Source organism: Staphylococcus sp. GDB9P120P, assembly GCF_017893435.1.
In the GTDB taxonomy this organism is placed as follows: Bacteria; Bacillota; Bacilli; order Staphylococcales; family Staphylococcaceae; genus Staphylococcus; species Staphylococcus cohnii.
In genome coordinates this window covers 36,594-57,547 of the sequence record NZ_JAESNB010000008.1, presented here as the reverse complement: position 1 = coordinate 57,547, position 20,954 = coordinate 36,594, and the positions used below count along the sequence as shown (strand labels likewise).

Below are 20,954 nucleotides of genomic sequence, written 5' to 3'. Positions count from 1 at the left end.
ATGTTGATAAAAATTAAAACACTTCCGTATCAATTCATTAAGCGATGAATTCTACGAAAGTGTTTTTCTCTTAGATTAGCATTAACCCAGAAATGAACTTACTGAGCTTACGATTATAAAATAGAAAGTCCAGAACTTTGGATGTCTTTCGCAAAGCCTTTGACTGTATCTACTGATAATTCGTTAACGTCACGTCCTAAATTATTATTCACTTTTTTAACTACATCTGCAGGACATGTAATAATATCAGCACCAATTTCATCAGCTTGGATAACGTTGATGACTTCACGACAACTTGCCCATAATAATTTCACACCTTTTTTACTGTGTGTAACCTCAACCGCTTCTTTCATCAATGGAATTGGGTCTACACCTGTATCTGCAATACGTCCAGCAAATACAGAAACATAAGTTGGCACACCTTCAGTTACAGCGTCAGTAATTTCTTTAACTTGATCTAATGTATAAACAGCAGTAATGTTTAAACGAACATTGTTTGCTGATAATTTTTTAATTAGAGAAATAGTTGATTCGCCTTTAGTGTTTACAATTGGAATTTTAACAAAAACATTATCTCCATATTGTTTTAAAATTTCTGCTTCTTTTTCCATTGTTTCTAAATCATCTGCAAATACTTCAAATGAAATTGAAGCATCAGGAATTTCACGCACAGCTTCTTCAGCAAATGCTTTATAATCTGTTACACCTGCTTTTGCCATTAAACTTGGGTTTGTAGTAAACCCATCTACTTGTTTATTTTTATAAGCAGCTTTCATTTCTTCAATATCTGCACCATCTGCAAACACTTCAACATTTAAATTTGCCATTACTAATTCCTCCTGACTAAAATAAATAATTCTATAAAGAATTATTTTTATAACGGTTTAAACCATACACTTTATTTATACCACCTTTATTTCATAAATTCTATTTTTCTGCTTATAGATGATGGCTTATTAAAAATACAATAATTGATAATTTCTCTAGATTCACTATAGACAGGCCTTATAAGCTATATTATTATTCATTAAATTTTTTTCTTATTGTAAATTTAGTTAACTTTAAGTTAATTTATGGTATTATTACATAATGAATTGCATTAGGAGGTTATTATGGCACGTTCAAAACTTTATTTTTATTTATCATGCATTTTAATTATTATTAGCTTTTATTTTAATACTAGAAACCCTCTATTAAATATGCACTTTAATTCAATGATTAAACTTATTTTTGTTTGTAGTATTATCAATGCTATTATTTTAATAATTGCTATTATCTTTTCTGATAAATCTATTAAGCATTTACATGAAGATTCAGGCTGGATTCGACCAGTTAGTAAAATTTTACCTTATATCATATTAATTGTGATCGCAATTCATATTATAGCTTCTCTTTCAACATTTGGTATTATTTTCTAATTTTTACTACAAAAGTTATACTACTTTTGTAGTTTATTTTTTGAAAGGAAGAAATCATCGTGCAATATTTATATATTTTTATTGGCGGTGCCCTTGGTGCATTCATTCGTTATCTATTATCTTTTTTAAATACTACTGATGGATTTCCATCTGGCACGTTTATTGCAAATATTATAGGTGCATTTTTAATGGGCTTGTTAGGTTCCTTAGCGATACAGTATTTTAGAAACAGTCCACTACTTAAAAAAGGAATGACTTCTGGGTTTCTTGGTGCGCTTACCACTTTTTCAACGTTTCAATTCGAGCTTGTCGGCATATTACAACAACAAGCATATGTAATGTTCATAACCTATGCTTTACTCAGTTACATCATAGGTATATGGGTTTGTTATGTCGGAGTTAAAATGGGGGAACGTTTATCATGAGTCAAATATTTTTAGTTATGTTAGGTGGCGGAATAGGCGCAGTTATTCGTGCTGTTGTTACTAACTTCTTTAACAATAAAATTGATAGTACATTACCTATTGCAACACCTGTCGTAAATATTTTAGGTAGTTTTTTGATTGGTTTGCTCATGGGACTTACTTTAAATATTTCTTGGATTAACGCATTTTTAATTGTTGGCGTTCTAGGTGGACTAACAACTTTTTCAACTTTGTCATCAGAGTTAGTTCAAATGTTAACAGTAAACAAGCACGTATTTCACTTTATTGTTTATTCAATTTTACAATTTGTAGTGTCCTTCGTCGCATGTTTATTAGGATATTTAATGATTTAACTCACATACTTACATAACAAAAGACCGTAGATATAGTTATAAACCACTATACTTACGGTCTTTTTCAATATTTTATTTCTGATTTTAATGGCCACTATATTCTGAAGGATTTGGGCCTATTCTTTTATCTTCGTTTAAACTATCTAATCGCTCTATGTGTGCTTTAGTTAACTCAAAATCAAATACATTTAAATTTTCTTCAATTCTAGTTGGTGTGACAGATTTAGGTATCACCACTACATCATGTTCAATATTCCATCTAATTATAACTTGTGCAGGTGTTTTATTAATTTCTGATGCTATCGCCTTAACTGTATCATCTTCTAAAATCTGTGCATTCATTAATGGTGACCATGATTCTGCATGTATATTCTGAACTTCTAAATATCTTCTCAATTCTGACTGAGTGAGATAAGGATGAAATTCAACTTGATTAATTACAGGCTTAATCGAAACTTGAGCTAATAATGCTTCTAAATGTTCTGCATTGAAATTACTAACACCAATATTTTTAACTTTATCATTTTTATACAAATCTTCCATACCTTGCCAAGTATCTATCATTAATGCTTCATCTAGACCTGGCCAATGCATTAAATATAAATCTAAATAATCTAATCCAAGTTTACTTAAACTAGTCTCATAAGCTTCAGCTACATTATTACGACCGTAATCATCGAGCCATAATTTAGATGTAATAAAAAGATCGCTTCTATCTAAACCTGTAGAAGCTAATCCTTCTGCAATACCCTGTCCAACCATTTCTTCATTTTCGTATATCATTGCAGTATCAATATGTCTATATCCATTTTCAATTGCATGTTTAACTGCCTTCTTACATTCATCATTATTTTCAACTCGGAAAGTACCTAAACCTATGATAGGCATTTCATTACCATTATAAAAAGTTACAAATTCCAAATTTGAGCTCCCCTTTACTATTAAACTAACTATAATAATAATCAAAATTGGCAAACTATTAAATTAAAATGCCTAAATTTTAAATAATTTGTTTAAAATAGTTATTTATGTCATTAATTTTCGACTAAAACTTAAAAAATATAGACTTAAAAGACTAAAATATCTTTAATCACTTTACTTAAACAAAAACACCTTAAAAATTTAGTTTAAGCACATTTATTCTAAGATTCATGCCTCTATGGTGTTGTACATAATTAGAATAACATTAATAAATAGTGTATTGGATACACTACTACTGTTACGCAAGTAAAACTGAAACACGATAAATTGAAGCTTGTGTTAAAGAAATACAAGCTAATACGTATGAAATTTTGATATAAAAAAAAGCCCATAAATAAATTTTCAAAAAATTTATTTATGAGCCTATTGTATCTAGATTTATATTCTTGATACTTTATTAGTTAAATGTTTCAATTTCATCCATCACACGTTGTAAATCTTCAACATTGTACTGGATACGACCATGAAAAACAAACTTATTAAAGTATTCATCAAGTTGTTCTGGTCCAACTAACACTTTAGAATTGGTACTTTGTGCATAATTTGAAATAGTCACAGCACCTTCATCTTTAGGGTTGAAATATAGGATTGATGTCGGTGTGAACTTCAAGTTTAACTCTGTTTGTAATTCACCAGCTAGTTTTTCAATTTCATTTAAATAATTTGTATAATTCACAAATGATAAAGAATCTTTATCATCATTTTGATCCATTACTAATGTTTGTGCCGTTTGTTTATCAAGGTTTAACGTGTCAAACACTTGTTCCATCATCGGTTGTTCTTTGAATTGGTTAGCATTAATGCCATTAAACACATGACCTTTTAACAACTGAGAATCAATGAGATATAGTCCTGTACGCGTAAGTACTAAATGACTTATACGACGTATATCACTGAAGTTATTTTTAGGTAAGAAAATATTTGCCATGATATGCATATCTTCTGGTCGAATGCGTTTCTCATTAACTAGACGCTCACGAATACCAATTAATCTCATATCCGTTACGTACTCACTTTTATTTTTAGAGAAAAGTTTCAATGCATCTATTTCTTGATTTTTCGCATTTACTGTAGCTTCGTAGTCCTCTTTTTGTTTAGTAACTTGCTTTTTATTTTCAATTCTTTCTTTTTCTAACTCTTCATCATGTTCATCGCTAAGTTTTTGTTCTCTTGATTTATATTGCTCCTCGATGGTTTGCTGTGCTTTTTTCTTACTTTTCAAAGCAACTAAAAATAGGATTAAACAAATAACTGCTACGACTATTGCCACGATTAAACCTATTTCTATCGGGCCAAATGAATTCATAACAACAACGCTCCTTTATGTGTTCAGTAACTTAATTATAATAGATATGAGCTCATCATTCGATAGTAAAGTTAAAAAATAAATACTTCGCGCTTATATTTCTACGCTATCTTTTAATAAATTAACTTTATCTAATTTTTCCCATGGTAACAGTATATCTGTTCGTCCAAAGTGGCCATACGCAGCCGTTTGTTTATAAATTGGATGTTTTAAATCTAACATTTTAATAATGCCTGCTGGTCTTAAATCAAAGTGTTCTCTAACAGCCTCTACTAGTTCTGTTTCACTTACCTTTCCTGTTCCAAAAGTATCTATCGCAATCGAAACTGGTTCCGCTACACCAATTGCATAAGCGAGTTGAACTTCACATTTATCAGCTAAATCAGCAGCAACAATATTTTTGGCTACGTAACGAGCAGCATAAGTAGCTGAGCGATCTACTTTTGTAGGATCTTTCCCGCTAAAACAACCTCCTCCATGACGTGCATAGCCACCATATGTATCTACGATAATCTTACGACCTGTTAAACCAACATCACCTTGAGGTCCACCGATTACAAATCGTCCAGTCGGATTAATATAAAATCTTGTATTATCATCTATTAATCCTTCAGGTACTGTTGGATATATAACATGTTCTTTGATATCAGCTTGAATTTGTTCTAAAGTAGTATCTTCTGCATGTTGAGCTGAAACGACAATTGTATCTATACGATGTGGTTTATCTTGCTCATCATATTCCACTGTTACTTGAACTTTTCCATCTGGGCGCAAATATTTTAAAATATTATCTTTTCGCACATCTGATAATCGTTTAGCTAATTGATGCGATAAAAATATTGGTAACGGCATATAAGTATCCGTTTCATTCGTCGCATAACCAAACATTAAACCTTGGTCACCAGCACCAGTTGCTTCAATTTCCTCTTCTGATAAATTGTCACGATATTCTAAAGCATTATCGACACCTTGTGCAATATCAGGTGATTGCTCATCAATTGCTGTTAATATAGCCATGGTTTGGCTATCATATCCATATTTCGCACGTGTATATCCGATATTTTTAATTGTTTCTCTTACAACTTTAGGTATATCTACATAAGTAGCAGTAGAAATCTCTCCGGAAATTAATGCCATACCTGTAGTTACCGTTGTTTCACAAGCAACCCGCGCATTAGGATCGTCTTTCAAAATTTCATCTAAAATTGCATCAGACACTTGGTCAGCGATTTTATCTGGGTGCCCTTCTGTAACCGATTCTGAAGTAAATAATCTTCTATTATAAGTCATAAATTAACTTGCTCCTTTGTCTTTGATTACGAAAATTCTCTTTGATTGAGCTCATTAAAAAAAGCCTTCTTCACTATATGAATAGAGAGAAGGCCCTTATACGTCCATTCGCTCTTATCGTTCAGACGCTATTTGTCCGCAAACGGTTTGGCACCTTTCTTCATTGTAAGAAGAGGTTGCTGGGCTTCATTGGGTCCATGTCCCTCCGCCACTCAGGATAAGAGAATCCGTTAATCACTATAGTACCGAAACTAAGTAGTAATGTCAATTTGATATTTATTTAATTTCCTTTAAAAATGGTGTGGACTAATCAATCATATGTGTTATACTCTGTAATTGTAAAGGCTTACATTAATTTAATAGCGTTGGAGGGATTTAGTATGGCGGTAGATACATACACTTACACAAAAAAAGTCCAAAATATTTTGGACAAGAAGTCTTCATTATTTCAACAATCCACAACACAGTTGTATAAGAAAATTCTTAATAACAATGAAGGAGAATTAACCGAACTAGGTGCAATTAACGCTAAAACAGGTAAATACACTGGTCGTTCACCGAAAGATAAGTTTATTGTTAATGAACCATCATACAGAGATGACATTGATTGGGGAAATATCAATCAACCTATTGAAGAGGACACATTTTTAAAGTTATATGATAAGGTATTAAATTATCTAAATGAAAAAGATGAATTATATGTATTTAAAGGATATGCCGGTAGTGATCAAGATTCACAACTTAAACTAACAGTTGTAAATGAATTGGCTTGGCATAATCTATTCGCACAAAATATGTTTATTCGTCCTGAAACAAAAGAAGAAGCAGAAGAAATCAAATCTGACTTTACTATTGTATCGGCACCATATTTTAAAGCTGATTCAAGTAAAGATGGTACAAATTCAGAAACATTTATTATTACTTCATTTAAACACAAGGTCATTTTAATCGGTGGAACAGAATACGCTGGTGAAATGAAAAAAGGTATCTTCTCCGTAATGAACTACTTACTACCTAAAGATAATATTATGAGTATGCACTGCTCCGCAAACGTTGGTGAAAAAGGTGACGTAGCTCTATTCTTTGGACTTTCTGGAACAGGTAAAACCACGCTTTCAGCAGATTCAACTCGAAAGTTAATTGGTGATGATGAACACGGATGGAATGAAAATGGTATTTTTAATATCGAAGGTGGCTGTTACGCAAAAGCAATCAACCTTTCTTACAAAAAGGAACCTCAAATTTATGAAGCAATTAAATACGGTACGATTTTAGAAAACGTTGTTGTAGATGAAGAAGGCGATGTCGACTTTGATGATAACTATTATACTGAAAATACGAGAGCCGCTTATCCAATCAATCATATAGATAATATCGTTACACCTTCCAAAGCAGCACATCCAAATACGATTATTTTCTTAACTGCTGACGCTTTTGGTGTGTTACCACCTATCTCAAAACTCAGCAAAGATCAAGCAATGTATCACTTTTTAAGTGGATTCACAGCTAAACTTGCAGGAACAGAAAGAGGTATAACTGAACCTGAACCATCTTTCTCAACATGTTTCGGTTCACCTTTCTTACCATTACACGCAAAAGTTTATGCAGACTTGCTAGGCAACTTAATAGATAAACACGATGTAGATGTATACTTAGTAAATACCGGTTGGACTGGTGGTAAATATGGCACAGGACGCCGTATTAGCTTAAATTATACGAGACAAATGGTTAATCAGGCAATTACTGGTCAGTTAAGAGATACAGAGTATATTCAAGATGACATGTTTGGATTAAATATACCAGTGGAAGTTGATGATGTACCTCAAACATTACTAAATCCTATAAATGCTTGGAGTAAGCCAGAGGCATATAGAGAACAAGCGCAAGATTTAAAAGACAGATTTAAACATAATTTCGAAAAATTTGGCGATGAAGTTTCTGATTTAGCACAAAACGGCGGATTTTAAATAAAATACTAAATAAAGCACATGGACCACATTACAATTGTGGTCCATGTGCTTTATTAGTGACTGTTTTATTTTTTTCCACTTTTACCATCCATTGTTTAACTGTAGATAATGCTTTTTTCATCGCAAATGGCCTTGGTACATGGCCCTCATCCATTTGATAAAATGTTTGATAAGTTGTGCCAATATGTTTCAATTGTGTTTCCAAATAATAGGCTTGGTGAATCCCAACTTGTTTATCTTTCCCTCCATGTACTATAAGTATTGGGGGACTATCGGCATGTATATTAATTAACGCATCTCTTTGCTTATATGCTTTTTCTTTTTTCTTTGGATGTCCAACCATCCTTCTCAACATACCTCTTAAATCTATTCTTTCCTCGTACATGAGACGAATATCGGACACACCACCCCAAATAATATAACTAGCTATAGGCAAATCCTGAAATGTAAGTAACCCCTGTAATCCACCTCTAGAAAAGCCTATCATATGAATATAAGCTTCTGGATAAAGTGTATTTAATATTCGAATAGCAACCGTAACATCATTTAAATCTCTACCATAAAATTCATCTTTGCCTTCACTACCATTGTTACCTCTATAATACGGCCCAAATACAAGTGTTTGCGCATCTGAAAATTGCATTAGTCGCCCTGCTCTTACTTTACCGACTTGCCCTTTACCACCTCGCAAATATACAACAATTCGCTTTACACTTTTATGTGGTTGCATTAATAAACCTCTAACATTAATGCCATCTACTTTATAAGTGACTTCTTCAAAAATATGGTCAGGTACTTCTATAGGCATTCTTTTTTTATGCATAAAATCCAAGCTCGATCACTCTCTCTAAACATTGTAAGATTGCAGTATCTTTCAATAAATAACTTTTACGTTCTTCTGCAATGTCTGAAATACTATTGAAAATTAATGGTCCGTCAGTTTCTAAATAATCATTTTTGGTTTGTAATCGATCTACTTTAACCATAAAAACATCTTTTGTGAACGGTATACCATTTTGACGATTAACACAATATTGAGCAATATAATGTTTGTCTTTAATATTTATAAGCGCCCCTGTTTCTTCAAACAATTCCCTTTCACACGCTTGTTCACTCGATTCTCCTTCTTCTCTTTTGCCTCCTGGAAATTCTATGCCCCTTAATTTATGTTTGGTGAAAAGCAATTGTCCTTGATATATAGGAATAACCAAGACATGATCACCATCTGGGATGTCATTTTCATCCTTAAATGATAAATAGACATCATCATTTTCTTTATCTTTAAACTTCACAAACATCAAACTCCCTTTATATATGTTAAACTATCATTGCTATGTAAATTGTTGGAGGCAAAATTTTATGAAAAAAATCTTTCTAGGACTTATCTATATATATCAACATTTCATTTCTCCTATGACCCCGGCTACTTGTCGTTTTTACCCCACTTGTTCTGAATATACTAGAGAAGCCATAGAAGTTTTCGGACCCATCAAAGGTACTTGGTTAGGTGTTAAACGTATTTCAAAATGTCATCCACTCCATAAAGGTGGATTTGATCCAGTACCTTTAAAAAAAGATAAAAAGCATAAACATTAATTAATCTGAGTTAAATTAAACTTGTTTACAAAAGGAGGTTCAAAATAAATTGAGCCTCTTTTTAATATGCCCGAATGCGCTACAATATCATTTTCAAAATAAAATCCGTGTGGTGTAATATCGCTTGGATAAGTAGCATACCGTGTTAATAAAGCTGTAAAATAACGACTTAATCCATATTCATACATACCACCAATGACAAATTTCACATGTTTTTGTTCTAATATTTCAATTATTTCCAAGACTTTATCAATGCCACCTAGTCTGAATGGTTTTAATACCACAACATCAATTTTATAATTTTCAACATAATATAAAATTGCTTTCAATGATACTGCCTTCTCATCAATAGCTATAGGAGGTAATTCAGAATCTTTAAAATCATTTACTTTTTCTATATCTTTAAAAGGTTCTTCTAAATAAAGTATATCGCTGCTTGAAAGGAGCATAACTTTCTCAACTTCACTATTTTTAACCGATTCATTAGCGTCAATGACGATCTGAGGTTTAAATGGCAATCTCTTCAATTGTTTTACATCTTCTAAAATATTTTCAGACCATTTTATTTTTATGCGATGTGGTTGTGTGACTTTTAAGTTGAAAATATGCTTATATGTTAGACCACTAACTGTTGCACCATAGGGTACATTAAACGTTTCTAATTCGTAAAAAGCCTGATAACAGGCCATCACAATCATACTTCGTGTAGCAGGATATATCTCCAAACATTGAAGTGCATTTTGTACATCCGAAAAGCGTTCAAACTCATGGTTTTTAAATGTTTCAAACCACTTTATTGCTTGGTCATAAACTACTTCTATCGTTTCATCTGCATACCAATCTGTTTCAAAAGCGTTACACTCTCCAAAATAATGTATATGTTTATCAGTTATAAACTCAACAAAAAGTGCTTTACGCTTGTCCATTTTTACTTTAGGAGTAACGATTGCATGCTTAAAATAATTATTACAAATATAAAGTTTCATTTCGCTCAATTTCATAATTGCTCACGCCTAATTTCTTAAATGTTTTCGTTGCAATTTACCTGTTGATGTATAAGGTAATTCTGTTACATGTTTAAAATATTTGGGGATTTTATACTTCGCTATATGCGTTTTAAAATGTGCCAATAATTCTTCATTTGATAATTCTGTTTTTGAAACATAATATAAATAAGGTACTTCTCCCCATGTACTGTCATGTTCCCCAATACACATTGCATCAATAATTGATGCATGAAGTTTTGCCACAGATTCTATTTGATATGGATATATATTTTCGCCACCGCTAATGATTAAATCTTTTCGTCTGTCATAAATCATTACATAACCATCTTCATCAATTTCTGCAATATCTCCCGTTTTAAAATAGCCGTTTTCAAAAGTATCCATTAAATTCTCAGGATATAGATACCCATTCATAACATTTTCACCCTTGATAAGCAGTTCTCCATGTCCTTGATCGTTAGGGTCTTTTATTTTAACAAAAACATTTTCACTTGGTTTTCCGACAGTATCATATCGCTTAGCTAACATATTTGGTGATGCTGTTAAAAATTGAGAGCATGTTTCAGTCATTCCGAATGAATTATAAATCGGCAATTCTGATTTCAAAGCATTTTCAATTAATGTACTAGAAAGTTTAGACCCACCCAACAATATCTTTTGTATATTAAATGGTTGATCCAAACCTTCATCAATTAACCATTTTAAAGTTTGCGGAACCAATGACACATGTGTCGGTAATTCTTTTTGGATTATTTCAAGAATTACTTGTGAATTGAACTTCGCTGCAATACGTACTGTAAAACCTTCCATAAGCGCTCTTAGTATGACACTTAAACCAGATATATGATAAATAGGTAACACAGATAACCATTTTGTGTCTTGATCAAATCCTAAACTTTCTTTACAGCCAACTGCACTTGCATAATGATTGCTAAATGTTTGAGGAACTGCTTTTTGTGGTCCAGTTGTTCCAGATGTAAACATAATTGAAGCAATTCGATCCAAATTGAATATAGCCTCATACGTGTTGTCAGAAACCTCTTTTTTTAATTCATTAAAGTCAATTATGGCTATATCTTGTAACATTAAATTGTTAGTAGTAATAACTGTATCGGTTTCAATAGAGTATAACTGATTTTGCATTTCTTCTTTGGTTAAACGCGTGTTTAGCATCACTATTTCTACACCTGCTAGCCACAACGCATTAATCAAAGTAATAGATTCAATTTGATTTTCTATATATATACCTATACGTTTTTTTTTCAATTGTTTTATTTGATAAGCTAATCGACTTGCCTCGTAATACATTGAAGCAAAGGTGATTTTATTGGTACCATCATCAATAAATATTTTATCTCCATTTTGTTTTGCTTGTGTTTTCAACCAAAATTCCAATCTGTCATTCCTCCATCTCATTGACTATTATAACGTTTTTACTCTGTTTTAACAGTGTTGATGCATCTTCTTGTGTGTTTAACCTAAATTGTAGTGAACGAATTATAAGCTATTAAAATTTATAAATTCAAATAAATACTTAGTAGTGTACTTAAAGCATAAACAAAAGTTAACGAAAAAGTAACTTATTTTATCGTATAAGCAAAAAAATAACAAAACATAAAATTGAGCTATATACAAAAAAGCAAAATCTTAAAAATTGAATAAGTGCATGACTATGAGAAGCCAAAAATTCGTGTTTTGTAACCTACTGATAATACAAAACTAATATTCACACTAATTGATATCAAATCATGTATAAAATTGTGATAATTTATATTGTATACCACAAATTATGATGATATGATAATGAAAACGAATTCATTTTCAGATAATAACAAATGCTTAAACATAACTTTCTCTACGAAAGCACTTTTCAATATCTTATTGCAATCATCCATTGTGGGTTCGAATCCCTCACTCTTCGTTTACTTAAATCTTGTTAAATGAAAAGGAAAAGTAAGCGTTTTTAATTTTATATATGATGAAGGAGTTAAAATAAAATGAAATTTATTAAATACGAAATTGAGCAAGGCTTATATTATGACTTAATAACAATATATGCAAAAACAAACAAAAATACCCCGTTTCATTTCACTTTTTCAGAGAGCCATACTCTAAAAGAAGTAAAAGATAAATTAGAAGACATTGCAATTAAAATTGATAAACCATAATACTTGGTATCATTAATCATCTAATAAAGAAACGGCACTCCCCTTTTTGAAAAAAGAACGTGGCTAAACAACGATTTATAATCTATCAATAACAAAATAATAATACTAGAAGGCCTTGCGCCACATGTAATACAGCATTTATTGGTCAACGCTTTGGTTAGTGGCGTAGTATTGTATTTTTTGTGGTCATCTTGACCATGAAATGGCCAAAATATTAGTAGCCTATGCAAAATAAAAACACCGTAACCCTAATATATCAAAGGTTACGGTGTTTTAGAAAAACTCAAATTATGTAATTAACGGAGAGTGAGGGATTCGAACCCTCGAGACGCTTGTGGCGCCTACACACTTTCCAGGCGTGCTCCTTCGGCCAACTCGGACAACTCTCCAATATAGAATTAAAAAAACAGAAGCGATATTTCACTTCTGTTTGTATGACCCCGACGGGACTCGAACCCGTGTTACCGCCGTGAAAGGGCGGTGTCTTAACCGCTTGACCACGGGGCCATGGCTCCACAGGTAGGACTCGAACCTACGACCGATCGGTTAACAGCCGATAGCTCTACCACTGAGCTACTGTGGATTAATTTGAATGGAGCGGGTGATGGGAATCGAACCCACAACATCAGCTTGGAAGGCTGAGGTTTTGCCATTAAACTACACCCGCTTGTTAACGATTATGGGGCGGTTGATGGGAATCGAACCCACGAATGTCGGAACCACAATCCGATGCGTTAACCACTTCGCCACAACCGCCAAAAATAAAATGGTTCAGGACAGAGTCGAACTGCCGACACATGGAGCTTCAATCCATTGCTCTACCAACTGAGCTACTGAACCCTAATGATAAAATCATAATGGCGGTCTCGACGGGAATCGAACCCGCGATCTCCTGCGTGACAGGCAGGCGTGTTAACCGCTACACTACGAGACCAAATTATGTAATTGCGGGAGGCGGATTCGAACCACCGACCTTCGGGTTATGAGCCCGACGAGCTACCGAACTGCTCCATCCCGCGTTAATATTATTAATGACGCCTACCTAACAAATATACCATAATGTCATTACAAAATCAACATTATTTTAAAATTAATTTACAAATAATTAATTGTTAATTAAAAATTAAATGTCATAATTGGTGGTTAAGCCCACCTCATTTCTGAATACTTATTTAGTATATAAACTTTTATTACTTTCGTCAATGCTTTCACTAAAGTATTTTGTGTAAAAACGGAATATAACTATAATATTATAATTTTAGTTGAGAAATGACACAAATTTATTTATTTTTATAGCTTGCCGAAGTTTATTCACCAGAATTGTTGGCAAGCTATAAAGAGTTATTCACTTTATAATTAAAATATGGAAATTATTTTTCTTGCTCTATGCGCGATGTTTATCACTATCCAATCTATTTACTCATAATACCCATCATTTTACTTTGCAAGTTTGTAAATGTAGTGAAACCGTCATCTTCCATGAAGTGTCCTCCAAAATCAGTGACTTTACACTTGCCATCTAACGCGTCCATTAAACGCTTTGTTTCTTTGTAAGAAACATGTTTATCATCTTTTGCACACAAACCATAAAATTCATTCACTTTTTCTTTAACTTTATCATAGTCGATTATTTTATCATCTAATTTTAACGACTCATCAATCTCTTGTGCATCCTCTTTAAACCCTGAAATACTAAATAAGCCTTCTATATTGCTTAAGTTTTTACTTTGGATAAATTCAAGTGATGCAATTGTACCAAAACCATGAGTTACAAAATAAGTATCTTGTTTACGGATATGAATTTGTTCATTCATAACATTAATCCATTTACGTATATCACTATTTTGTTCTTCAGGAATATTAAAAAGTGTAACTACATAACCTTCCAAGGTAAGATTATTTGCTAACCATTCATACCAGTGATTCGTTGAATCACCTAACTTTGAGTGTACTATTACTATATCTGTCATAAATCAGTCCCCCACTTTACAAATATTACTATTAAAGTATCTCATATATTTCACATGTATTGTAATTTTCATCTTAATAAAAAAAGCCATTTCTACAATAATTAAAAATTCTCAAGTAGAAAATGACTTTTTATTATTTATTTAAATTTCATTTAAAATCTCTTCCACTGCATCTTTACCTTGTTTTATGCAATCAGGTAACCCTACAGCTTCAAATGATGCACCGGTAATACGTAATTTAGGATAATTATTTCTAATATGTGATTGTATCGCTTTAATTTGTTCAATATGTCCTACTTGATATTGCGGCATACTTTTTGGCAAACGATTTACAATACTGAAATCAGGTGCACCTTTAAAGGTCATCATTTTACTCAAATCTTTTTTTACGATTTTCACGATTTCTTCGTCTGTGTGATCGTCAACTACAGTATCACCTGGTTTACCAACATAAGCTCTAATTAACACTTTACCTTCAGGTGTTGTAAATGGCCATTTCTTACTTGTCCATGTACAAGCTGTAATATTGGTATCACTTGTACGAGCAATAACGAATCCTGTGCCATCATAGTTATTGATAATATTTGTTTCGTCAAATGCAAGTACAACTGTTGCTACTGTAGTAGAATTCATGTTTTTAAAATAATCGAAAGCAGGATCATTACCAAACCATTGTAAGAATTTTTGATGTGGCGTTGTAACTAAAACACTATCATAAATATGCTTTTCGTTGTCTGTTTTTATTTCATATTTTTTCTGTGAAGCAGTAATATCGCGAACAGCGGTTTGATACTTAATATTAACACCTTTTGCTTCCAAATCGTCTTTTAAATGTTCTATAAATGAACTCAATCCATGTCTAAACTGTTTAAATTGTCCCTTAGGTGCACCTGGATAAAGTTCACGTTGTTTGATTCTTTGAGCTTTCTCATATCGCATTCCTTTAATAAGGCTTCCAAATTGTTCTTCTCTCTCTTTAAATTCAGGAAAAGTACTCATTAAACTGAGCTCATCGATATTTGTACCATAAATACCACCCATCAATGGTTCTATTAGATTTTCTAACACTTCGTCACCTAATCGTGTTCTAAAAAACTTACCTACCGACATATCGCTATTCATGTCTACTGTTTTTTTAAACAAATCCATTCCAGCTCTTAATTTACCCAACGGAGAAATTAATTTGGTTTTTAGAAATGGTTTGATGTCAGTCGGTATTCCTAATATGGAACCTCCAGGAATCGGATAGAGCTTGTTTTTGGCATATATATACGATTGCCCAGTTTTATTAGTAATGAGTTGATCTTCAAGCCCTATGTCTTTGGCTATATCTGTCATAATTTGTTTGCGTCCTAAATAGGATTCTGGACCTAATTCAATGGTATAACCTTCATTTCGGTATGTTTGAATTTTCCCGCCTACTCTATTAGAAGATTCATAAATTGTGACATCGATATCAGGTCGTTTAGATTTTATAAAATAAGCACTAGATAGACCAGTGATGCCTGCCCCAATAATTGCGATACGCTTAGTCAATGTAATTCACGCTTCCTTTAATAAACATTTTTTATTTCATCAACGATTGCACCAATAAATAGTGGATCTGTATTAGGCATTGCTGGACGGAAGTAATTAACTCCTAATTCATCACAAATTATTTTACATTCGTAATCATTATCGTATAGTACTTCCAAATGTTCACATACAAAGCCTACAGGTGTATAAATAAAGTTTTTATAATTATATTTTTCGTATAAATTTCTTGTTAAATCTTGAACATCAGGTCCTAACCAAGGTGTACCTGTATTACCTTCCGATTGCCATCCTTCAGCTACATGAGCGATGTTTGATTTAGCTTTTAATAATTCAGCAGTATCATGCAATTCGTTTGGATATGGGTCGTTATTTTTTTCTATAAGACCTTTGGGTAAACTGTGTGCTGATACAACTAAAACTGTCTCATCATGTTCCTCTTTTGGTATTTGCTCTAAAGTTTCATTTACCTTTTCAGTCCAATATTGGATAAATTTAGGTTGTTGGTAATAATGTTCAACATGTTTTAAAGTAATACCATATTTATCTGCTTCTTCTTGTGCACGTTTGTTATAAGAGCCCACTGAAAAACTAGAATAATGTGGTGCGAGTACTACAGTAACCGCTTCTTCTATGCCTTCTTTGTTCATAGCTTTTACAGCATCTTCGATAAATGGATGTATGTGTTTCAAGCCTATATATAACTTGAAATTAACATCTGTATACTGATTATTCAGCTCTGAACATAAAGCCTCAGCTTGTCGATTCGTAGTGCCTGCGAGCGGTGATAAACCACCAATAAATTTATATCTATCTTTTAAATCTTGTAATTCTGCTTCTGTAGGTTTTTTTCCATGTCTAATATCTGTGTAATAAGCTTCTATATCACTTTCTTTATAAGGTGTACCATAAGCCATTACTAATAAGCCTACTGTTTTTGCCATTTTAAAATCATCCTTTTATTTAAATTTTTTAGATGTAGATGACATAATTAATTGTAAATCTTGCTCACTATATTTATGTCTAACTATCTTTGTGTATATTCGTGAACAAATGTAGTAATTCTTTTTAAAGTTTCAGGTTTAACTTGTGGAAAAACACCATGACCTAAATTAAATATATGTTTACCATGAGCTAAACCTTGATCTAAAATAGGTTTTAATCTTGCTTCTATAACTTCCCAAGGTGCTAACAGTAAAGAAGGATCTAAATTTCCTTGTAAGGTTTTAGTTATATTTAAATCATTAGCTTCCTTAATAGATAGTCTCCAATCTAAACCTAATACATCTATTGGTAAATCATTCCATTCATGTACTAAATGACTTGCACCTACACCAAATAAAATAACTGGCACATCATGTTTCGCTTTAATTCCATTAATCAACTTTTTCATTGCTGGCTTTATATAATATCTATAATCATGTACGTTTAATGCACCAACCCAAGAATCAAATACTTGGATAATTTCTGCACCAGCTTCTATTTGGGCAGTCGTATAAATGATGGACATATCAACTAAATGATCCATAAGTGCGAACCATGTTGCTTCATCACTATACATCATCGCCTTTGTAAAATTATAATTCTTAGAAGGACCACCTTCAATCATATAGCTTGCTAATGTAAATGGAGCACCTGTAAAACCTATCAATGGCACATTTAATTTTTCTTCAGTTAACAATTTTATTGTATCTAATACATATGGAACGTCTCGTTTTGGATCAATTTCCCCTAATTTTTCAACATCTTGAATAGTTTTAATCGGATTATGAATTACTGGACCTATCCCAGACTTAATTTCAACATCAACGCCTATCGGTTGCAACGGTGTCATGATGTCTTTATATAAAACCGCGGCATCCGTATTATAGTTATCTACTGGTAAATGTGTTACATATGCACATAATTCTGGTTGATGTGTAATTTCAAATAAAGAGTATTGCTCTTTCAATTTTCTATATTCAGGCTGAGATCTACCAGCTTGACGCATAAACCACACAGGTGTGTGTTTAACTTCTTTGCCCTTAATCATATCTAGGATTGTATTATTTTTATTATGCACCTTGTAATCCTCCTACATTATAATCATTCTTATTAATATTACCATATCCATTAATTTACCGTATTCAATGTATAGAAATGTCATAAAAATGACAAAGTGTGTCACTTTATGATCTTAATTATTTGACTATTGTTTTCTATCAGAAATCAATTATAATACTGTTAAAGTCTATTTTACATTTATTTGAAATATTAGAAGTATATATAGTAAATTATAATAGTTATCCAATGTTTCTTAAACAATTCAAGGGGGAAAATTTATGAAAATATACGCATCTTACGGTACATTTGGTTATTTGAATCAAATTAAGCTAAATAATCCGACACATAATCTATTACAATTTTCAGCTTCTGACTCTTCAGTCATTATAGAAGAAACAGAAGGTGAAACTGTTTTAAAACATCCGTTAGCTTATGACATCATTAAATCTGAAGGGAATTTAGATGAAAATTACTTCTATTCTGTTATTTTCATACCAACATCAGAAGATCATGCTTATCAATTAGAAAAGAAATTAGAAAATGTAACAACTGATTTTAAACAATTTGCAGGTTACAGAAGTTATCGTTTTTTAAAACCAAATCAAGGGTTAACATACAAAATTTATTTTGGCTTTAATAGTCGTACAGACTATGAAGATTTCAAAGCCTCTACTGTCTTCCAAGACAACTTTGATAAACTTGCACTAAGTCAATTCTTTGGTTCTAGTGGTCAACATTCTAGTTATTTTGAAAGATATTTATTCCCAATTGATGACTATTAAATAAAAATCGCTACTCAAAATTAGCATTAAGCTAAAACTTGAGTAGCGATTTTTTAATCTGTTAGCAAACTTTCTTGATATTTTAGTTTTTTAGTTATATTTCTAATCGTCAACCACCCTACAAGAAAGAATATCAATCCAAAGAAACTATATTGTGGGAGAATAATAGCAAAAGTAACAATAAATACCACGCCTATAAAACACATTAATCTATTTAAAAATTGTTCATACCCTTTTATCACTTTACTATCAGATACCGGCCAAACTTGAGGCCATAAACCATATGCTTGTTGTGTATAAAATTGAGACATTTGTAACAAAATAATATACATAAACAGGCTACCAATTAATAAAATTACGATGACTTGATGTAACCATATCATCATAACTAAAGCTATAATAATCAAGCGTAATATAATATTAAATGCGTCTTTACCTCTAGCAAAACTTCTAATAAATAAATAAAGATACATATAGTTGTCATTAAATTTTTTAGGTTTCGGTTTCCACAATAACGGATCTAAATAACTTCTCCTTACTGCTTTCTCTTCTAGTTGTTTTACATCCGTAAACATATTTACAAATTTATAATAATTCATATGATGTTGTTGTTCTGTATTAATCATATGCTCCCATGGGAACAAATAGTCTTTGTTTAAATATCTTATTAACAGAGTAAGAGCAACAAGTATAATAACTGAAAAAATACTTAAGATATTTTTAGGATCTAAGGCTACATAATAACCAGATGTAAATATCACAAACAAAATACTAAATAATGACCAACGTTCAAGTCGAAATTTATACCACTGCCATTTTAATAATAAACCTAGGAGCGGGAATATAATTGCTAGTCCAGCAAAGATAATATAAAATCCAAACGTTTTGTTATTAAGCACATAAAATAATGGAAATAATATAATAATTAATAATATTTGTATAGGTAATCTAGTAACATAACTATACATCAAACTTTTTTTCATATATTCAAACATATGTTTTTCAAATGGCAAGAGAAATAATTTATCTGCATCTTTCAATAAAGTCCTAATTGGGAACATAGAAGTAATGGCTGTGATTATACTAGCAATTAATGGATAATTAATATGTTTAGGTATTGATTTCAACCAATCTCCATAGCCTAAAATAAATGCACCTAATAAAATCACAAGAAATACGGAAAAATGACCATTAAATATAAACTTATTATAATAACTTTTCTCCTTTGTAATTTCTTGTTTCCTTAAATCAAATAATTGTTTAGCTTCATGTCTCATGAGTTCTGGCCACCTTGAGTAACATGTATATAGATTTCATCTAAAGTTTTACCACTTAGCCCTGTTTGTTCTCTTAATTCATCTATATTACCGAATGCCACGATTTGACCTTTGTCCATTATTAAAAATCTGTCACAATATTTTTCAGCAGTTGCCAAAATATGTGTACTCATCAATACAGTTCTATTTTCTTCTTTTTTTTCAACCATTAAATCAAGCATAGATTGAATACCTAAAGGATCTAAACCTAAAAATGGTTCATCAATGATATATAGTTCTGGATCTACAATAAATGCACAAATAATCATTACTTTTTGTTTCATACCTTTAGAAAAATGACTTGGAAATATATCTAACTCATTTTCTAACCTAAATGTTTTTAATAATGGATTTGCTCTTTTCATAGCTTCTTCTTTATCAATATTATACGCCATTGCAGTCATGTTAATATGTTCTTGTAACGTTAATTCATCGTATATTACTGGTGCTTCTGGAATATATGATAATTTTCGTCTATAAGTTTCTACGTCTTTTTTGATATTAATATCTGAAATTGTTAACTGCCCTTCCATAGGCGTTAATAAACCTAACATATGTTTAATAGTAGTACTCTTCCCAGCACCATTCAAACCTATCAAACCAACAATTTCTCCTTTTCTCAATTCAAAATTTATATCTTTAATCACAGGTCTTTTGCCATATCCACCTGTTAAATGCTCTACTTTTACTGTCATAAGGCACCTCCACAAATAGTATTGTATCAAAAATCAAACATTGTTCATAAAGTTACTGCAAAAAATGACGGAAATTAATCAGTAATGCTATAATGGTTATT

21 protein-coding genes, 8 tRNA genes and 1 riboswitch are annotated in these 20,954 nt (G+C 31.7%); of the genes, 7 read left to right on the top strand and 22 right to left on the bottom strand.

Annotation, left to right across the window (positions count from 1 at the left end):
• Positions 1–113: 113 nt before the first annotated feature.
• Positions 114–827: a transaldolase gene (locus KA856_RS05535; protein ID WP_107384755.1), complete on the bottom strand. Its 714-nt coding sequence runs from the start codon at positions 825–827 to the stop codon at positions 114–116.
• Positions 828–1,112: 285 nt separating this feature from the next.
• Here KA856_RS05535 and KA856_RS05530 point away from each other — a divergent pair, with 285 nt between their 5' ends.
• Genes KA856_RS05530 through KA856_RS05520 form a run of 3 tightly spaced genes read left to right on the top strand, consistent with a single transcriptional unit; the run spans position 1,113 to position 2,196 of the window.
• Positions 1,113–1,418 (top strand): hypothetical protein, encoded by a 306-nt coding sequence (locus KA856_RS05530; RefSeq protein ID WP_107521381.1) that lies wholly within the window; start codon positions 1,113–1,115, stop codon positions 1,416–1,418.
• 59 nt (positions 1,419–1,477) lie between these two features.
• Entirely contained in the window at positions 1,478–1,843 is a 366-nt protein-coding gene (gene crcB / locus KA856_RS05525) for a fluoride efflux transporter CrcB (RefSeq protein ID WP_107385359.1), read from the top strand.
• The gene (locus KA856_RS05520; protein ID WP_119535900.1) at positions 1,840–2,196 is read left to right on the top strand and encodes a fluoride efflux transporter FluC; all 357 of its coding nucleotides are present in this window, start codon (positions 1,840–1,842) and stop codon (positions 2,194–2,196) included. Before crcB ends, KA856_RS05520 begins: the two co-directional genes overlap by 4 nt.
• Before the next feature lie 84 nt (positions 2,197–2,280).
• On the opposite strand, the gene KA856_RS05515 is transcribed toward KA856_RS05520, so the two are convergent.
• The 3 genes from KA856_RS05515 to metK all read right to left on the bottom strand — a co-directional run bounded on the left by KA856_RS05515 (position 2,281) and on the right by metK (position 5,773).
• A complete protein-coding gene (locus tag KA856_RS05515; RefSeq protein WP_107385361.1) occupies positions 2,281–3,117 on the bottom strand; it encodes an aldo/keto reductase in 837 nt (278 codons plus the stop codon).
• A 457-nt stretch (positions 3,118–3,574) separates the two neighbouring features.
• On the bottom strand, positions 3,575–4,483 hold the full coding sequence (locus tag KA856_RS05510; protein ID WP_119535899.1) for a nuclease-related domain-containing protein: 909 nt from the start codon (positions 4,481–4,483) through the stop codon (positions 3,575–3,577).
• Between the two features lie 93 nt (positions 4,484–4,576).
• Positions 4,577–5,773 (bottom strand): methionine adenosyltransferase, encoded by a 1,197-nt coding sequence (gene metK, locus KA856_RS05505; RefSeq protein ID WP_119535898.1) that lies wholly within the window; start codon positions 5,771–5,773, stop codon positions 4,577–4,579.
• 111 nt (positions 5,774–5,884) lie between these two features.
• Positions 5,885–5,997: riboswitch (SAM riboswitch) on the bottom strand.
• A 156-nt stretch (positions 5,998–6,153) separates the two neighbouring features.
• On the opposite strand from metK, the gene pckA reads away from it, so the two are divergent.
• Positions 6,154–7,740, top strand: coding sequence for a phosphoenolpyruvate carboxykinase (ATP) (gene pckA, locus KA856_RS05500; RefSeq protein ID WP_119535897.1), 1,587 nt, complete (start codon positions 6,154–6,156; stop codon positions 7,738–7,740).
• A 31-nt stretch (positions 7,741–7,771) separates the two neighbouring features.
• Here the strand turns inward: pckA and KA856_RS05495 are convergent, their stop codons facing one another.
• Positions 7,772–8,575, bottom strand: coding sequence for an alpha/beta hydrolase family protein (locus KA856_RS05495; protein ID WP_181187706.1), 804 nt, complete (start codon positions 8,573–8,575; stop codon positions 7,772–7,774).
• Positions 8,559–9,041: an RNA deprotection pyrophosphohydrolase gene (gene ytkD / locus KA856_RS05490; protein ID WP_107384996.1), complete on the bottom strand. Its 483-nt coding sequence runs from the start codon at positions 9,039–9,041 to the stop codon at positions 8,559–8,561. Before ytkD ends, KA856_RS05495 begins: the two co-directional genes overlap by 17 nt.
• Positions 9,042–9,102: 61 nt before the next feature.
• On the opposite strand from ytkD, the gene yidD reads away from it, so the two are divergent.
• Positions 9,103–9,339, top strand: a complete 237-nt coding sequence (gene yidD / locus KA856_RS05485) for a membrane protein insertion efficiency factor YidD (RefSeq protein WP_206748476.1) — start codon at positions 9,103–9,105, stop codon at positions 9,337–9,339.
• Here the strand turns inward: yidD and menC are convergent.
• Positions 9,336–10,340 (bottom strand): o-succinylbenzoate synthase, encoded by a 1,005-nt coding sequence (gene menC, locus KA856_RS05480; protein ID WP_210138540.1) that lies wholly within the window; start codon positions 10,338–10,340, stop codon positions 9,336–9,338. The two genes, yidD and menC, sit on opposite strands and share 4 nt — an antisense overlap.
• A gap of 12 nt (positions 10,341–10,352) precedes the next feature.
• Positions 10,353–11,741: an o-succinylbenzoate--CoA ligase gene (gene menE, locus KA856_RS05475; protein WP_107384993.1), complete on the bottom strand. Its 1,389-nt coding sequence runs from the start codon at positions 11,739–11,741 to the stop codon at positions 10,353–10,355.
• A gap of 602 nt (positions 11,742–12,343) precedes the next feature.
• Between menE and KA856_RS05470 the strand changes: the two genes are divergently transcribed.
• Positions 12,344–12,514 (top strand): hypothetical protein, encoded by a 171-nt coding sequence (locus KA856_RS05470; protein WP_181187705.1) that lies wholly within the window; start codon positions 12,344–12,346, stop codon positions 12,512–12,514.
• Between the two features lie 300 nt (positions 12,515–12,814).
• On the opposite strand, the gene KA856_RS05465 is transcribed toward KA856_RS05470, so the two are convergent.
• The 12 genes from KA856_RS05465 to hemE form a co-directional block, all read right to left on the bottom strand.
• A tRNA-Ser gene (locus KA856_RS05465) sits at positions 12,815–12,903 on the bottom strand.
• A gap of 46 nt (positions 12,904–12,949) precedes the next feature.
• A tRNA-Glu gene (locus KA856_RS05460) sits at positions 12,950–13,021 on the bottom strand.
• A 1-nt stretch (position 13,022) separates the two neighbouring features.
• A tRNA-Asn gene (locus tag KA856_RS05455) sits at positions 13,023–13,097 on the bottom strand.
• Between the two features lie 10 nt (positions 13,098–13,107).
• A tRNA-Gly gene (locus tag KA856_RS05450) sits at positions 13,108–13,181 on the bottom strand.
• A gap of 13 nt (positions 13,182–13,194) precedes the next feature.
• Positions 13,195–13,270 (bottom strand) — tRNA-His (locus KA856_RS05445).
• Positions 13,271–13,281: 11 nt separating this feature from the next.
• Positions 13,282–13,354 (bottom strand) — tRNA-Phe (locus tag KA856_RS05440).
• Positions 13,355–13,372: 18 nt separating this feature from the next.
• Positions 13,373–13,448: transfer RNA gene (locus KA856_RS05435), tRNA-Asp, on the bottom strand.
• An 11-nt stretch (positions 13,449–13,459) separates the two neighbouring features.
• A tRNA-Met gene (locus tag KA856_RS05430) sits at positions 13,460–13,533 on the bottom strand.
• 393 nt (positions 13,534–13,926) lie between these two features.
• The gene (locus tag KA856_RS05425) at positions 13,927–14,484 is read right to left on the bottom strand and encodes an alpha/beta hydrolase (RefSeq protein WP_107385218.1); all 558 of its coding nucleotides are present in this window, start codon (positions 14,482–14,484) and stop codon (positions 13,927–13,929) included.
• A 141-nt stretch (positions 14,485–14,625) separates the two neighbouring features.
• Complete coding sequence (gene hemY, locus KA856_RS05420; RefSeq protein WP_107385219.1) at positions 14,626–16,020, bottom strand: protoporphyrinogen oxidase; 1,395 nt, start codon at positions 16,018–16,020, stop codon at positions 14,626–14,628.
• A gap of 17 nt (positions 16,021–16,037) precedes the next feature.
• Positions 16,038–16,961, bottom strand: a complete 924-nt coding sequence (gene hemH / locus KA856_RS05415) for a ferrochelatase (RefSeq protein WP_181187703.1) — start codon at positions 16,959–16,961, stop codon at positions 16,038–16,040.
• An 83-nt stretch (positions 16,962–17,044) separates the two neighbouring features.
• Positions 17,045–18,079, bottom strand: coding sequence for a uroporphyrinogen decarboxylase (gene hemE / locus KA856_RS05410; protein ID WP_181187702.1), 1,035 nt, complete (start codon positions 18,077–18,079; stop codon positions 17,045–17,047).
• 259 nt (positions 18,080–18,338) lie between these two features.
• On the opposite strand from hemE, the gene KA856_RS05405 reads away from it, so the two are divergent.
• Positions 18,339–18,842 carry a signal transduction protein TRAP gene (locus tag KA856_RS05405; protein WP_107385222.1) on the top strand — a complete coding sequence of 168 codons (504 nt, stop codon included), beginning with the start codon at positions 18,339–18,341 and terminating at the stop codon, positions 18,840–18,842.
• Between the two features lie 53 nt (positions 18,843–18,895).
• On the opposite strand, the gene ecsB is transcribed toward KA856_RS05405, so the two are convergent.
• The gene (gene ecsB, locus KA856_RS05400) at positions 18,896–20,119 is read right to left on the bottom strand and encodes an ABC transporter permease EcsB (protein ID WP_181187701.1); all 1,224 of its coding nucleotides are present in this window, start codon (positions 20,117–20,119) and stop codon (positions 18,896–18,898) included.
• Positions 20,116–20,853 (bottom strand): ABC transporter ATP-binding protein EcsA, encoded by a 738-nt coding sequence (gene ecsA, locus KA856_RS05395; protein WP_107505312.1) that lies wholly within the window; start codon positions 20,851–20,853, stop codon positions 20,116–20,118. The genes ecsB and ecsA overlap by 4 nt, the downstream gene beginning before the upstream one ends.
• Positions 20,854–20,954 lie beyond the last annotated feature (101 nt).